The 13,521-nt window shown below is 72.6% G+C and carries 8 protein-coding genes and 1 pseudogene; 8 read left to right on the forward strand and 1 reads right to left on the reverse strand.

What is annotated here, in order from left to right; genetic code table 11:
- Positions 1-79 precede the first annotated feature (79 nt).
- From ACZ4VL_RS26785 to ACZ4VL_RS26815, 7 genes and pseudogenes are all read left to right on the forward strand, one after another.
- The gene (locus ACZ4VL_RS26785; RefSeq protein WP_468204694.1) at positions 80-1,342 is read left to right on the forward strand and encodes a DUF4192 domain-containing protein; all 1,263 of its coding nucleotides are present in this window, start codon (positions 80-82) and stop codon (positions 1,340-1,342) included.
- A gap of 131 nt (positions 1,343-1,473) precedes the next feature.
- The gene (locus ACZ4VL_RS26790; protein ID WP_468204696.1) at positions 1,474-3,441 is read left to right on the forward strand and encodes an amylo-alpha-1,6-glucosidase; all 1,968 of its coding nucleotides are present in this window, start codon (positions 1,474-1,476) and stop codon (positions 3,439-3,441) included.
- Positions 3,442-3,510: 69 nt separating this feature from the next.
- Entirely contained in the window at positions 3,511-4,257 is a 747-nt protein-coding gene (locus ACZ4VL_RS26795; RefSeq protein ID WP_468204698.1) for an NUDIX hydrolase, read from the forward strand.
- A 142-nt stretch (positions 4,258-4,399) separates the two neighbouring features.
- Complete coding sequence (locus ACZ4VL_RS26800) at positions 4,400-6,232, forward strand: ATP-binding cassette domain-containing protein (protein WP_468204713.1); 1,833 nt, start codon at positions 4,400-4,402, stop codon at positions 6,230-6,232.
- 137 nt (positions 6,233-6,369) lie between these two features.
- Positions 6,370-7,311: a FadR/GntR family transcriptional regulator gene (locus tag ACZ4VL_RS26805; RefSeq protein WP_468204700.1), complete on the forward strand. Its 942-nt coding sequence runs from the start codon at positions 6,370-6,372 to the stop codon at positions 7,309-7,311.
- 442 nt (positions 7,312-7,753) lie between these two features.
- A complete protein-coding gene (locus ACZ4VL_RS26810; RefSeq protein WP_468204702.1) occupies positions 7,754-9,337 on the forward strand; it encodes an RNA polymerase sigma factor in 1,584 nt (527 codons plus the stop codon).
- A gap of 95 nt (positions 9,338-9,432) precedes the next feature.
- Positions 9,433-10,233 (forward strand): annotated as a pseudogene (locus ACZ4VL_RS26815) (S1 family peptidase); the annotation flags it as partial.
- A gap of 376 nt (positions 10,234-10,609) precedes the next feature.
- Here ACZ4VL_RS26815 and ACZ4VL_RS26820 read toward each other — a convergent pair.
- Positions 10,610-10,843: a DUF7455 domain-containing protein gene (locus ACZ4VL_RS26820; protein ID WP_114054552.1), complete on the reverse strand. Its 234-nt coding sequence runs from the start codon at positions 10,841-10,843 to the stop codon at positions 10,610-10,612.
- Between the two features lie 458 nt (positions 10,844-11,301).
- Between ACZ4VL_RS26820 and ACZ4VL_RS26825 the strand changes: the two genes are divergently transcribed.
- On the forward strand, positions 11,302-13,422 hold the full coding sequence (locus ACZ4VL_RS26825; protein WP_468204704.1) for a DNA gyrase/topoisomerase IV subunit B: 2,121 nt from the start codon (positions 11,302-11,304) through the stop codon (positions 13,420-13,422).
- Positions 13,423-13,521: the final 99 nt, after the last annotated feature.

Below are 13,521 nucleotides of genomic sequence, written 5' to 3' on the forward strand. Positions count from 1 at the left end.
CCCGCACCTGTGGATGTTGAATCATCAACCGTTATCCACAGGGCTTTCGGGATCGGACCTTGCGCGGGACCGTCAGGGCATGACGAACGACCACGCTTCGCGCACCCCGTCCGGCCGGCCCTCCATCAGCCCGTCCGGAGCTCCCACCGACCCCCAGATCACGCTGCGCAGCCCCGCCGAACTGGCGGACGCGCTGCCCTACCTGGTCGGGTTCCATCCCACCGACTCCCTCGTCATGGTCGCCGTGCACGGCGAGGGCGGGCGCTTCGGCGGCCGGCTCCGACTCGGCATCCCCGCCGCGCCCGCCGAATGGGAGGACACCGCCCGGCTCGTCGCCGAATGCCTCGTCCAGGGCAGCGAACGGCGCGCCGGCAAGCCCGACGGCATCATCCTGTTCCTGTGCCAGGACCCGCGCGTCGGCGAGAGCGGCCAGCGGGTGATGACCCGGCTGCGGCCCCTGGCCCAGCGGATCAGGCTGGCCTGCGGCGCGCTCGACGTACCCGTCCTGGAAGCCCTGTGCCTCTCCGGCGGCCGCTACTGGTCCTACTGCTGTCCCGACGAGCGCTGCTGCCCGGCCGAGGGCAGCGTCCTGGCGGCCCCCGGCACCTCGGTGGCAGCCGCCGCCGCCACCTTCGCGGGCCTACGGATCCGCGGCTCCCTGCGGGAGATCGAGGCGCGCCTCGCACCGCTGCACGGAGCCACCGCACGGGAGATGGAGCGCGCGCTCGACCAGGCCGCCGCCACCCTCGTACCGAAGATCCTCGACGGGGCGAGCCGCAAGGACATCGGCACCGAGACCATCACGCTGGCCCGCACCCTCATGCGGCGCCTCACCCTCGCCCCGCCCGTCGAGGGCGGACCGGGGGCCGACGACTGGGACGACGCCCTGCTCGGGCACGACGAGGCCGCGACCCTCATCCTCGGCCTCCAGGACCGCGAAACGCGGGACATCGCCGCCGAGTGGATGGAGGACGAGGAAGCCGCTCCCGCGCTGCGCCTGTGGCGGGCCCTGGCCAGGCGCTGCGTCGGCGCCTACGGCGAGCACGCGGCCGCCCCGCTCACCCTCGCCGGCTGGGTCTCCTGGTCCACCGGGGACGAGCCGACCGCCCGCATCGCCCTGGGGCTCGCCCTACAGGCAGACGCCGACTACCGCTTCGCCCAACTGCTCCACCACGCCTGCAACGAGGGCATCGACCCGGAGGGGCTGCGGGCCTGCCTGCGGGCCGAACGGCGGCGCAGGGAACCCCGCCGCAAGCGCACAGCGGCCCTCACCCGCCCGCCGGGCCGCAAGGACCGGGGAGGCCGTCGCGAGGGCCGCCGCACCACCGGGAGCGACCGGTGAGCCGGGGCCTGCCCCGGGCGTGCACCGTGACCCGGGCGGGGGCGAGGGCGTTCCCCAGGAGGGTGACGGGGGCCCGGCCCCGCCGCCCCGCGGAACCGACCGGAGCGCAGCGCGTCCAGACAAGGCGGACCATGGCCACCTCTGCAATCCCAGCCCCCAGACCCGAGCTGCCGCCCGTACACGGGGCCGTCATCTGCGTATCGGCGCCCTGCCTGGTCATCTCGCCCGAGCACGGCCAGCTCACCGGCCGCGGGATCGACGGGATCTACCGGTCGGGGCGGCGGCTCCTGTCCCGCTGCGTGCTCAGGGTCGGCGGCCGGGAACCGGTCGCGGTCCAGGGGCGCAGCCTCGGCGCCGACCGGGCCTCCTTCACCGCGACCGTCCGCACCGGCACCGAGGCCGGACCCGATCCCGACATCGGCGTCGAACGGGTGCGGCACGCGGACGGCACCGAGCGGATCACCCTGCGCAGCTTCACCGTCCGCCCGGTCCGCCTGTCCGTGGAGGTCCTGCTCGGCACGGACCTCGCCGAACTCGCCGCGGTGGCCGCCGGCCGGGCCGGACCGGAACTGCCCGCCGGGGTGCACGCCGCCGGGCTGCGCTGGAGCACGGGCGACGCCCAGGCCGTCACCGCTGCCGAACCGGCCCCCGACGACGCGCTCGCCTCCGCGGGGCTGCTGCGGTGGCAGCTCGAACTGGCGCCGGGGGAATCCCGGACCATCGAACTGCGGACCACGGCCGCCCGCACCTCCCGGGCACCGGCCGGACAGGTCGCCAACCCGCTGTCCGACGCCCGGGCCGAGTGCGACGACCCGCGGGCCGGGGCCTGGTTCCGGACCAGTGTCGAGGACCTCGGCGCGCTGCTCCTGCGGGACCACGAGGAGCCGGCCGACGCCTTCGCCGCCGCCGGCGTGCCGTGGCGGCTCGGCCTGGCCCCCGCGGAATCCCTGTGGGCCGCCAGGATGGCGCTGCCGCTCGGGACCGGGCTCGCCGCGGCCACCCTGCGCACCCTGGCCCGCAGCCAGACCGGCGGCCCCGGCCCCGACGCCGGGAAGATCCCCGGCCCGCTGCGCGGCGCGGGCCCGCAGCTCCCGCCGGGCTGCACCGGCACCGAGGCCACGCTCGCCTTCCCCGCGGTACTGGCCGAGGCGCGGCGGTGGGGGCTGCCCGAGGACGAGGTGGCCCGACTGCTCCCGGCCGCGGAGCAGTGCCTGGGTTGGCTGCGCGCAGCCCTCGGCGAGGACGGGTTCGTCGCCGATCCGGATCCGGGGCCGCGCCGCTGCGAGACCCAGGCGCACGCCCACCGCGCCGCCCTCCTCGGCGCCGACCTGCTGGACGGGTGCGGGCGGGACGGCGCGCAGGAGTGGCGCGACCGGGCGGAGGCACTGCGCAACCGCTTCCGGGACCGCTTCTGGATCGACGGCCCCGACGGCGGCAGGCCGGCCGCCGCCCTGCACCCCGACGGGCGGCCGCTGCCCCGGCTCACCGGAGCCTGCGTGCACCTCTTCGACACCGGCCTGCTCGGAGGCGGGCTGTTCGCCCCCGGCCTGCTGGACCGCATCCGCGCCGAACAACTCGTCCGGCTCCTCGCAGCACCCGCCATGGACTCCGGGTGGGGGCTGCGGAGCATGGCCTCGCGGGAGCCCGGACACAACCCCTTCGGCCACCGCGCCGGCTCGGTACGGGCGTACGAGAGCGCCGTGGCGGTCGCAGGCCTGGCCCAGGCGGGCTTCGCGGAGCAGGCCGCCGCACTGCTGCGGGGGCTGCTGGACGCCGCGGAGAGCTTCGGGTTCAGGCTGCCGGAGATGTACGCGGCCGAGCAGCGCACCGCGGGCAGCGCGCCGCTCCCGCACCCGGCGGCCTGCCGTCCGGCGGCGGTGTCCGCGGCGGCGGGGGTCCACGTCCTGGCCGCGCTCGCCGGCATCCGACCCGATGCCCCGGCCGGCACGGTCGCCCTCGTCCCGTTGCCCGGCGCCCCACTCGGCGCCCTGCGGCTGTCCGGCCTGCGGGTGGCGGGCGAGCCGTTCGCCCTGCGGATCAGCAGGCTCGGCCTCGGCATGGTGGAGGAGGCGGCCGATGCGCTTCAACTGGGCGGGTAGGCTGCCCGTCGTCGTCTTCAGGATCACGAAAGCCCTGTTTATCGTCAGGAAGACGACTATGATCGCGGCATGTCTCCCTACGACCCGTCGGCCTATCCGCCGTTCGCCGTCACCGTCGACCTGGTCGTGCTCACCGTACGGCGCCATGCTCTCTGCGCACTCGTCGTCCGGCGCGGCGAGCAGCCGTTCCAGGGACGCTGGGCCCTGCCCGGCGGCTTCGTACGCGGAGACGAGGACCTGGCGGCCGCCGCGGCCCGGGAGCTCTCCGAGGAGACCGGGCTGTGCGCGCACGACCCCGCCGAGCCGGGCGCGGGCAACGGCGCCCACCTGGAGCAGCTCGCGACGTACGGGGACCCGAAGCGGGATCCGCGGATGCGCGTGGTCAGCGTCGCGCACCTCGTCCTGGCTCCGGACCTGCCCGCGCCCCGGGCCGGCGGAGACGCCAACAGTGCGCGCTGGGCCCCCGTCGACGAGCTCCTGGCAGCCGAGGAGGAAGTGTCCTCCGGACTCGCCTTCGACCACACCCGGATCCTCGCCGACGGTGTGGAGCGGGCCCGATCGAAGATCGAGTACTCCTCCCTGGCCACCGCCTTCTGCCCGCCCGAGTTCACCGTCGGCGAGCTGCGCCGGGTCTACGAGGCCGTGTGGGGCGTGGCCCTCGACCCCCGCAACTTCCACCGCAAGGTCACCGGGACCCCCGGGTTCCTCGTGCCCGCCGGAGGGACGACGACCCGTCAGGGCGGGCGGCCCGCCCAGCTGTTCCGGGCCGGCGGTGCCACGCTGCTCAACCCGCCGATGCTGCGGCCGGAAGCCTGAGTTTCCGGTCGGGGAACCGACAACTCCGCTGCCGACACGGGTGCGCACACGCCCAAGATGCGGCGAAAATCGGACATATCTCGTTATCTTGTATGGGGTATTGACCCTGCCGCAGAGCGGTCTCACCCCCGCGAGAGAAGCGATGCTCCAGGCCATCGGACTCACCAGCACTCCCCGTCGAGACCTCCCGCCCCGCGTGGACGACCTCACCTTCGAGGCCCACCCGGGTGCCGTCACCGCCCTTCTCGGCGAACCGGGTTCGGGCAAGACCACTGCCCTGCGCCTCATGCTGGAGCTCGAACCGGGCCGCGGAATCACCTACTTCCGGGGGCGCCCGCTGCACCAGATCCCGCATCCCGGCCGAGAGGTCGGCGTCCTGCTCGGCGACGTGCCCGGCAACCCCTCGCGGACGGTCCGCGGCCAGCTGCGGATGCTGTGCGCGGCCGCCGGGGTGCCCGCCTCCCGCGCCGATACCGCCCTGGAGGTCGTCGGTGTCGCGGGCCTGCGCGACCAGCGGCTCGGCTCCCTCTCGCGCGGAATGGAACGCCGCGTGGCCCTGGCCGCGGCCCTGCTCGCAGACCCGTGCACCCTGCTCCTCGACGAGCCCTCCGCAGGACTCTCGCCCCGCGACCGCGACTGGCTCCACGGCCTGCTGCGCGGCCACGCCGCCCTCGGCGGGGCGGTCCTGTTCACCACCGACGACGCGAAAGAGGCCGCACGCTGCGCGGACCGGGTCGTCAGCATCGCCGCCGGCCGGCTCGTCGCCGACCAGGACGCCGCTGCGTTCGCCCGCACCCGGCTGCGGCCGCGGGTCGCCGTGCGCACCCCGCACGCCGCCCGTCTGGCCGACGTCCTCGGTCGCGAGGCCCGGGACGCACAGCGCGCGGTGGAGATCGTCGAGGAGAGCGGCAACCTCCTGTCCGTGTACGGGACGAACTGCGCCGAGGTCGGTGAGGCGGCCTTCCGCCACGACGTCCTGGTCCACCGGCTCGCCGACGAGACGGGCGACGCCAGCACCCTCGTCGCGCCGGAGGAGGCGCCGGTTCCGCAGGCCCGGTCCGCGTCCGACGCCGAGGTCGAGGCCTCCGCCGAAGCGGCCGCAACCGCTGACCGTTCCTCCCCCGGAGCGGCGGCCCCGTCCCCGGCCGGGAACCGGCACCCGCGGCCCCCCGCCCGGCCGTCGGCCTCGCCGGTGCGCAGGGTGGGCGGCCCGCTGCGGCCCCTGCGCTACGAACTGCTGCGCGTCTGCGGAACCGCCACGCCCGCCCTCGTCGCCGGCCTCGTCGTCGCCGTCTCCGTCCTGACCGCCCTGGTACTGGCGCGCTCCGGCCACGCCCCGCAGAACCGCGTGCTGGCCGCCTGGCCCGAGCTGCTGCCCCTGCCGCCCGCGGCCCTCGGGGCCGGCCTGCTCGGTGCCCTGGCATTCGGCGAGGAGTACCGCTACCCCGCGCTCGCCGCCCATCGCGGCACGGTGCCGCGCCGGGTAGGACTGCTCGCGGCCAAGCTCGCCGTGTGCGCAGCCCTCGCCCTGCTGCTCGGCGCGCTCGCCGTGGCCGCCGATGCCGCGGCCCTGCACCTCGTCTTCGGCAGCGGACCGCGGGGCACCCCCGACCGGTGGGTCTCCGCGGTCGTGAGCTGGGCCGGTCTGCTGGTCGGGTGCGCCTGGGCCGGGGTGCTGGCCTCCGGGGTCTTCCGGTCGGCGACCGCCGGCCTGGCCGCAGTGCTCGCCGTCCCCATGGGGGTGGTGCCGCTGGTGCGCGAGGTGCTGGAGGGGCCGTCTGTCCATCCGGTGGCCGGGGTCGCGGTCCGGCTGCGCGGGCTGGCCTGGGCGCAGTGGCCCCCGGAGGCCGACCGCCTGGTCCTGGGGGCCCTCCGGGTGATGGCCCAACCCGTGGGCACCGCATTGGTGTTGTCGTTGATGGTCCTGTTGTGCGCCTATGGGTTCACAGGACTGCGCGGTCGAGTGCGTTGGTGATCGATGTGGTCCCGTTCGCGGCCGCCGGACGACCGGAGACGCCCACATCAGGTGAACGGGACCGCAACTCCCCATGAAAAGCCCGGTTCTTTACGATAAGTCGTCAATTGCGCAGGTGACGCCTATCACCCTTTCGTGTGCTTTTCACCAAAGACCTCAAGGGTCATGAAGGTGCGGCCGACAAAGGATTCGTGAGTACCCTTGCGCACACCATGATGACCGCCGCCCGCCATGCCGACTCCGGCCTCGTCGGCCCGGGCGAACTGGAACGCTATCCCTACGCGGAGTCCTCCGGGACCGACCGCGTCGGAACGCCCCACTGGGACGGCGCCGACGTCGAGTTGAGCCGGGTCGGGCGCCGCGCGGCCGGCAGCCGAGGCCGCGGACTGCACGGCCAACTCGTACAGCAGCTCGGCCAGATGATCGTCTCCGGCGACCTGGGGGCGGACCGCCCGCTCGTCCCCGAGGAGATCGGCCAGCGCTTCGAGGTCTCCCGCACGGTCGTCCGCGAATCGCTGCGCGTGCTGGAGGCCAAGGGCCTCGTCAGCGCCCGCCCCAACGTCGGCACCCGGGTCCGCCCCGTCGCCGACTGGAACCTCCTCGACCCCGACATCATCGAGTGGCGCGCCTTCGGCCCCCAGCGCGAGGACCAGCGCCGCGAACTCAACGAGCTCCGCTGGACCATCGAGCCCCTCGCCGCCCGGCTCGCCGCGGGGCACGGCCGCGCGGACGTCCAGCAGCGCCTGGCCGACATGGTCGAGATCATGGGCCACGCCCTCGGGCAGGGCGACGCGATCACCTTCGCGCGCGCCGACAACGAGTTCCACGCCCTCCTCATCCAGGTCGCGGGCAACCGCATGCTGGAGCACCTCTCCGGCATCGTCTCCGCCGCCCTCCAGGTCTCCGGCAGCCCCACGACCACCTGCGACCGCCCCAGCGAGACCTGCGTCGCGCACCACGCGCGGCTCGTGGAGGCCCTCGCCTCGGGGGACGCGGCCGGTGCCGAGAGCGCGATGCGCCAGCTGCTGACGGTGCACCCCGAGGTCGAGCGCGTGGTGCCCGCCCCGCGCGAGCACTGACGGAGCGGCGGACAGGAGGCACGGAGGTACTCGCACAGGTCGCCGGACCCGGCCGGGTCCGGCGACACCAGCGTGAGCGGCCTTGCGGAGCCGGCCTTCCGCGACGCCCGGATCCGGCCCCCACCGGGCCCTTTCCGGCCGTTTTGCGACGGTGCCCCCACTGCCTGCAGACCCCGTCTGACCTGCGAATACGTCCTCCAGGGTGCGCCTTTTGGCCCCCGTGTGTGACTTGGGCCACGAAGATTGGGGCGTAACGCTCTGCGAAGTCAAGCGATGACCTAGAGAGGTGATGGCCGACGGAGGGAAGACAGCAGCCCTTGCGGGTGCTGTGCAGCTCCCCGGCCCCTGCCCGCGCCCCCGGCCCATCCCCAGTCGGTGGTCGTCGGCTCCGGTCCAGCACCATCCGGCCGGGGTCGGAAGCCGTTCCCATCGTTCCGAGAGGTTGTTCGTGTCGGCCAGCACATCCCGTACGCTCCCGCCGGAGATCGCCGATTCCGAGTCCGTGATGGCGCTCATCGAGCGGGGCAAGGCCGAGGGGCAGATCGCCGGCGATGACGTGCGTCGGGCCTTCGAGGCTGACCAGATTCCTGCGACCCAGTGGAAGAATGTTCTGCGCAGCCTCAACCAGATCCTCGAGGAAGAGGGTGTGACGCTGATGGTCAGTGCCGCGGAGTCGCCCAAGCGCACCACCCGCAAGAGCGTCGCAGCGAAGACCCCGGCCAAGCGGGCGGCCACGAAGACCGCCGCGACGAAGACGACGGCTGCGCGGACCGTCGCCGCCGCGGCACCGGCGGCCGAGACGGCGGACCCGGAGCCCGCGGACGCGTCGGCCCAGGAGTCCGCAGCCGAGTCCGCCGCGAAGAAGACGGCGGCCAAGAAGACGGCGGCGAAGAAGACCGCGGCCAAGAAGGCCGCGCCCGCCGCCAAGAAGACGGCCGCGAAGAAGACGGCTGCCAAGAAGGACACCGGCGAGATCGCCGAGGAAGACCTCATCGAAGAGGGGCCCGGCGAGGTCAAGGGCGACGTCGAGGAAGAGGAGGAGGGCGGCGAGAGCAAGGGCTTCGTCATCTCCGACGACGAGGACGACGCCCCGGCCCAGCAGGTCGCCGTGGCCGGCGCCACCGCCGACCCCGTCAAGGACTACCTCAAGCAGATCGGCAAGGTCCCGCTGCTCAACGCCGAGCAGGAGGTGGAGCTCGCCAAGCGGATCGAGGCGGGGCTGTTCGCCGAGGACAAGCTCGCCACCTCGGACAAGCTGGCGCCCAAGCTCAAGCGCGAGCTGGAGATCATCGCCGAGGACGGCCGCCGGGCCAAGAACCACCTGCTGGAGGCCAACCTCCGCCTAGTGGTCTCGCTCGCCAAGCGCTACACCGGCCGCGGCATGCTCTTCCTGGACCTGATCCAGGAGGGCAACCTGGGTCTGATCCGCGCGGTCGAGAAGTTCGACTACACCAAGGGCTACAAGTTCTCCACCTACGCGACGTGGTGGATCCGCCAGGCGATCACGCGCGCCATGGCCGACCAGGCCCGCACGATCCGCATCCCCGTCCACATGGTCGAGGTGATCAACAAGCTCGCCCGCGTGCAGCGGCAGATGCTCCAGGACCTGGGTCGCGAGCCCACCCCGGAGGAGCTGGCCAAGGAACTCGACATGACCCCCGAGAAGGTCATCGAGGTCCAGAAGTACGGCCGCGAGCCGATCTCCCTGCACACCCCGCTCGGTGAGGACGGCGACAGCGAGTTCGGCGACCTCATCGAGGACTCCGAGGCGGTCGTCCCGGCCGACGCGGTCAGCTTCACGCTCCTGCAGGAGCAGCTGCACTCGGTGCTCGACACCCTCAGCGAACGCGAGGCCGGCGTCGTCTCCATGCGCTTCGGCCTCACCGACGGCCAGCCCAAGACCCTCGACGAGATCGGCAAGGTCTACGGCGTCACGCGCGAGCGCATCCGCCAGATCGAGTCGAAGACGATGTCGAAGCTGCGCCACCCGTCGCGCTCCCAGGTGCTGCGCGACTACCTGGACTGACCTGACCGTGCCGGCGGTGGCCGCGCGCGGGTGCGCACGGCCACCGGGCATCCCACTCTGGGTGGAGTCATCCACACTCAGAGTCAGGAGGCCCGATGCGTCGACCCTTTTCCCGTGCTCTGGCGGGTGCGCTGGCGCTGGCGGCGGGGGCGGCCGCGGCACCGCTGGCCCGTGCACCCCAGGCCGCCGCGGACAGTGTGGTCATCGGCGGCAGGCCGGTGAAGGTGGCCGACAGCCCCTGGGTGGTGGCCCTGGCCAGCCGTGACCGGTTCGGAGGTATGCGCGGCGGTCAGTTCTGCGGCGGCGTCCTCGTGGGACCGACCCGGGTGGTCACCGCGGCCCACTGCCTCAGCCCCGAGGTCCTCGGCGGCCCGGTCGACACCGTTCCCGACCTCCGCGTGATCACCGGCCGCACGCAGTTGCGGGCGGCCGAGGGCAGGGAGATCACGGTGCGCGCGGCCCGGGTCAACCCGGACTACGACCCGCACAGCAACACCGGGGACGTCGCCGTGCTGGAACTCGACGAAGCCGTGCCCGCAGGTTCCGTGCTGCCGCTGGCCGAGAAGGGGCATCCGGGCTACGCCGAGGGCAGTGAGGCCGTCATCTACGGATGGGGCGACACGAGCGGTTTCGGTGACTACGCGTACGCGCTGCGCGCCGCCCGGGTGACGGTGCTGGCGGACGAGGTGTGTCTGCGCGCTTACCCGGGGGACGCGGACGGCCAGTACCGCCCGGAGTCCATGGTCTGCGCCGGCCACCGCAGCGGGGGCCGGGACGCCTGCCAGGGCGACAGCGGCGGTCCGCTCGTCGCGCAGGGGCGGCTCATCGGGGTGGTGTCGTGGGGGCGGGGCTGTGGCCGGGCGGACAGTCCGGGGGTCTACACGCGTATCGCGGCCTTCGCCGGCTTCGTGACGGCCCCCGAGACGGCCCTACGGCCGGCCGCCGGTCGGGAGGTCCGATGGGGCGGGGCAAAGCGCTACACGCCGACCGCAAGGGCTCTTACGGGCCCTTCGCGGGGAGCGGAGGGAGCGGCACACCGGGCCGCTGTGGCCTCAGGTGTCCCGGCAGGAGCACCGTCGGCCCTTTCGGGGGCTGTTTTCAGCCATGATCGGCAAGAGGGCCCCGGTACGGCCGACGCGCCGCAGGGGCCGTGAACGCGAGCTCGTACGGGCCGTAAACGCAAGGACGGGCGGCGCTTCTGGGTCTCAGAAGTACCGCCCGTCGACCGGCTCGGGCCGGTCCAGGCTCGTCGGATGCGAGGGACAGGCTGGTTTAGCGGTCCTCGGTGTCGGCGTGCGCCGCCGGGGCGGACGTCAGCCGCTCGGTCTCATCCTGTATTTCCGCGGCGATCTTCTTGAGTTCCGGCTCGAACTTACGTCCGTGGTGGGCGCAGAAGAGCAGTTCACCGCCGCTCAGCAGGACGACGCGCAGATATGCCTGGGCGCCGCAACGGTCGCATCGGTCAGCGGCCGTCAGCGGGGTCGCGGGTGTCAGAACAGTAGTCACGTCGCCTCTTCTCTCAGCTCGACGAGCTGTCGTACCAGGGTCAACATCCAACCAGGCCGAAAACGTTCCCGCTCGCGGCTTTTCCTCGAAACTTCCTTCCGAAGCTGGCCGGCTGCTGCCGGTTGGCGGCGAAGGAGCCGTATTGCGTTGCTTTACGGTTTCGCGTTGTCAGTCGTTCGCTTGTCGCAGTTCGTCTGTCGCAGTCGTCCTCCCCGGCGCGAGTGCCGGTTGTGCATGAGGACGTGCCCGAACCCTAAATGGTTCATGCCTGGAAGGGAACGTGATGTTTGCTTCACCCCCTTGGGGGATCGAACACCCGTACGGATCTGCACTAGGCTGATCCTGGGCGAGGGTGGCGTTGCATCCGCTCTACCAGGCCTCGGTACCCTTCGACGGGCAACCGAGCCACCCTGCGCCCCGATCGGGCCAGGAAAGAAATTCAGCGAGGAGCGAACTGCGTGACCGCCGACACGTCCGTGCCTTCCAGCGCGCTGCTGTCCGGAGCAGACCGGGACGGCTCCAACTACACCGCGCGGCACCTGCTCGTCCTCGAAGGCCTCGAGGCCGTCCGCAAGCGCCCCGGTATGTACATCGGGTCCACCGACAGCCGCGGTCTCATGCACTGCTTGTGGGAGATCATCGACAACGCCGTCGACGAGGCCCTGGCCGGCTACTGCGACCACATCGAGGTGGTCCTCCACGACGACGCCTCCGTCGAGGTCCGCGACAACGGCCGCGGCATCCCCGTCGACGTCGAGCCCAAGACCGGGCTGTCCGGCGTCGAGGTCGTCATGACCAAGCTGCACGCGGGCGGCAAGTTCGGCGGCGGCTCGTACGCGGCCTCCGGCGGTCTGCACGGCGTCGGCGCCTCCGTGGTCAACGCCCTCTCCTCCCGCCTCGACGTCGAGGTCGACCGCGGCAGCTCCACGCACGCGATCAGCTTCCGCCGCGGCGTCCCCGGGGTCTTCACCGAGCAGGGGCCGGACAGCCCCTTCGACCCGGCCAACGGCCTGCGCAAGGTCAAGCGGATCGCCAAGGGCAAGACCGGCACCCGGGTCCGCTACTGGGCCGACCGGCAGATCTTCCTCAAGGACGCCCGGCTCTCCCTGGAGACCCTCCACCAGCGCGCCCGCCAGACCGCCTTCCTCGTCCCCGGCCTGACGCTCATCGTCCGCGACGAGCGCGGCATCGACGGCGCCGGCAAGACCGAGGAGGTCTTCCGCTTCGACGGCGGCATCAGCGAGTTCTGCGACTACCTCGCCCAGGACAAGGCCGTCTGCGACGTGCTGCGCCTGAGCGGCCAGGGCACCTTCAAGGAGACCGTCCCCGTCCTCGACGAGCGCGGCCACATGACCCCCACCGAGGTCACCCGCGAACTCGGCGTGGACATCGCCCTGCGTTGGGGCACCGGCTACGAGAGCACGGTCAAGTCCTTCGTCAACATCATCGCCACGCCCAAGGGCGGCACCCACGTCACCGGCTTCGAGCGCTCGGTCACCAAGACCGTGAACGAGGTGCTGCGGTCGGCGAAGCTGCTGCGCGTCGCCGAGGACGACGTCGTCAAGGACGACGCCATGGAGGGCATGACCGCGGTCGTCACCGTCCGCCTGGCCGAGCCGCAGTTCGAGGGCCAGACCAAGGAGGTGCTGGGCACCTCGGCGGCCGCCAGGATCGTCGCCTCCGTCGTGGCCAAGGAGCTCAAGGCCTTCCTGACCTCCACCAAGCGCGACGACAAGCAGCAGGCCCGCGCCGTGATGGAGAAGATCGTCGCGGCGGCCCGGACCCGTATCGCCGCCCGTCAGCACAAGGAGGCGCAGCGGCGGAAGACGGCGCTGGAGACGTCCTCGCTGCCCGCCAAGCTGGCCGACTGCCGCAGTGACGACGTCGAGCGCAGCGAGCTCTTCATCGTCGAGGGCGACTCCGCCCTCGGCACGGCGAAGCTGGCCCGGAATTCAGAATTCCAGGCGCTGCTCCCGATCCGCGGCAAGATTCTGAACGTTCAGAAGTCCTCGGTCTCGGACATGCTGAAGAACGCGGAGTGCGGCGCGATCATCCAGGTCATAGGGGCCGGCTCGGGCCGGACCTTCGACATTGACGCCGCGCGCTACGGCAAGATCGTCCTGCTCGTCGACGCCGATGTCGACGGTGCGCACATCCGCTGCCTCCTGCTGACGCTCTTCCAGCGGTACATGCGGCCGATGGTCGAGGCGGGCCGGGTCTTCGCGGCCGTTCCGCCGCTGCACCGGATCGAACTCGTCCAGCCCAAGAAGGGCCAGGACAAGTACGTCTACACGTATTCCGACAACGAACTGCGCCAGACCCTTCTGGAATTCCAGCGGAAGAACATCCGCTACAAGGAATCGATCCAGCGCTACAAGGGCCTGGGCGAGATGGACGCGGACCAGCTGGCCGAGACCACCATGGACCCCCGCCACCGCACCCTGCGCCGGATCAACATCGGCGACCTGGAGGCGGCCGAGCAGGTCTTCGACCTGCTGATGGGCAACGAGGTCGCCCCGCGCAAGGAGTTCATCACCAGCTCCGCCGCGACCCTGGACCGCTCGCGGATCGACGCCTGACCGTTCGGCGGGGGGGGGGGGGGGGCCCGGGGGGGGGCCCGCCCGCGGGGGGGTCATCTAAGGTTACCCCTTTGGGGGGGAGGAACAGGCGGCCCCCCT

The sequence above is a fragment of the Streptomyces sp. NPDC029014 genome (assembly GCF_055564695.1).

What these genes read in the sequence shown, in the direction of transcription:
- ACZ4VL_RS26785 (WP_468204694.1), top strand. Translation starts at nt 80, where the DNA reads ATGACGAACGACCACGCTTCGCGCACCCCGTCCGGCCGGCCCTCCATC.
- ACZ4VL_RS26790 (WP_468204696.1), top strand. Translation starts at nt 1,474, where the DNA reads ATGGCCACCTCTGCAATCCCAGCCCCCAGACCCGAGCTGCCGCCCGTA.
- ACZ4VL_RS26795 (WP_468204698.1), top strand. Translation starts at nt 3,511, where the DNA reads ATGTCTCCCTACGACCCGTCGGCCTATCCGCCGTTCGCCGTCACCGTC.
- ACZ4VL_RS26800 (WP_468204713.1), top strand. Translation starts at nt 4,400, where the DNA reads ATGCTCCAGGCCATCGGACTCACCAGCACTCCCCGTCGAGACCTCCCG.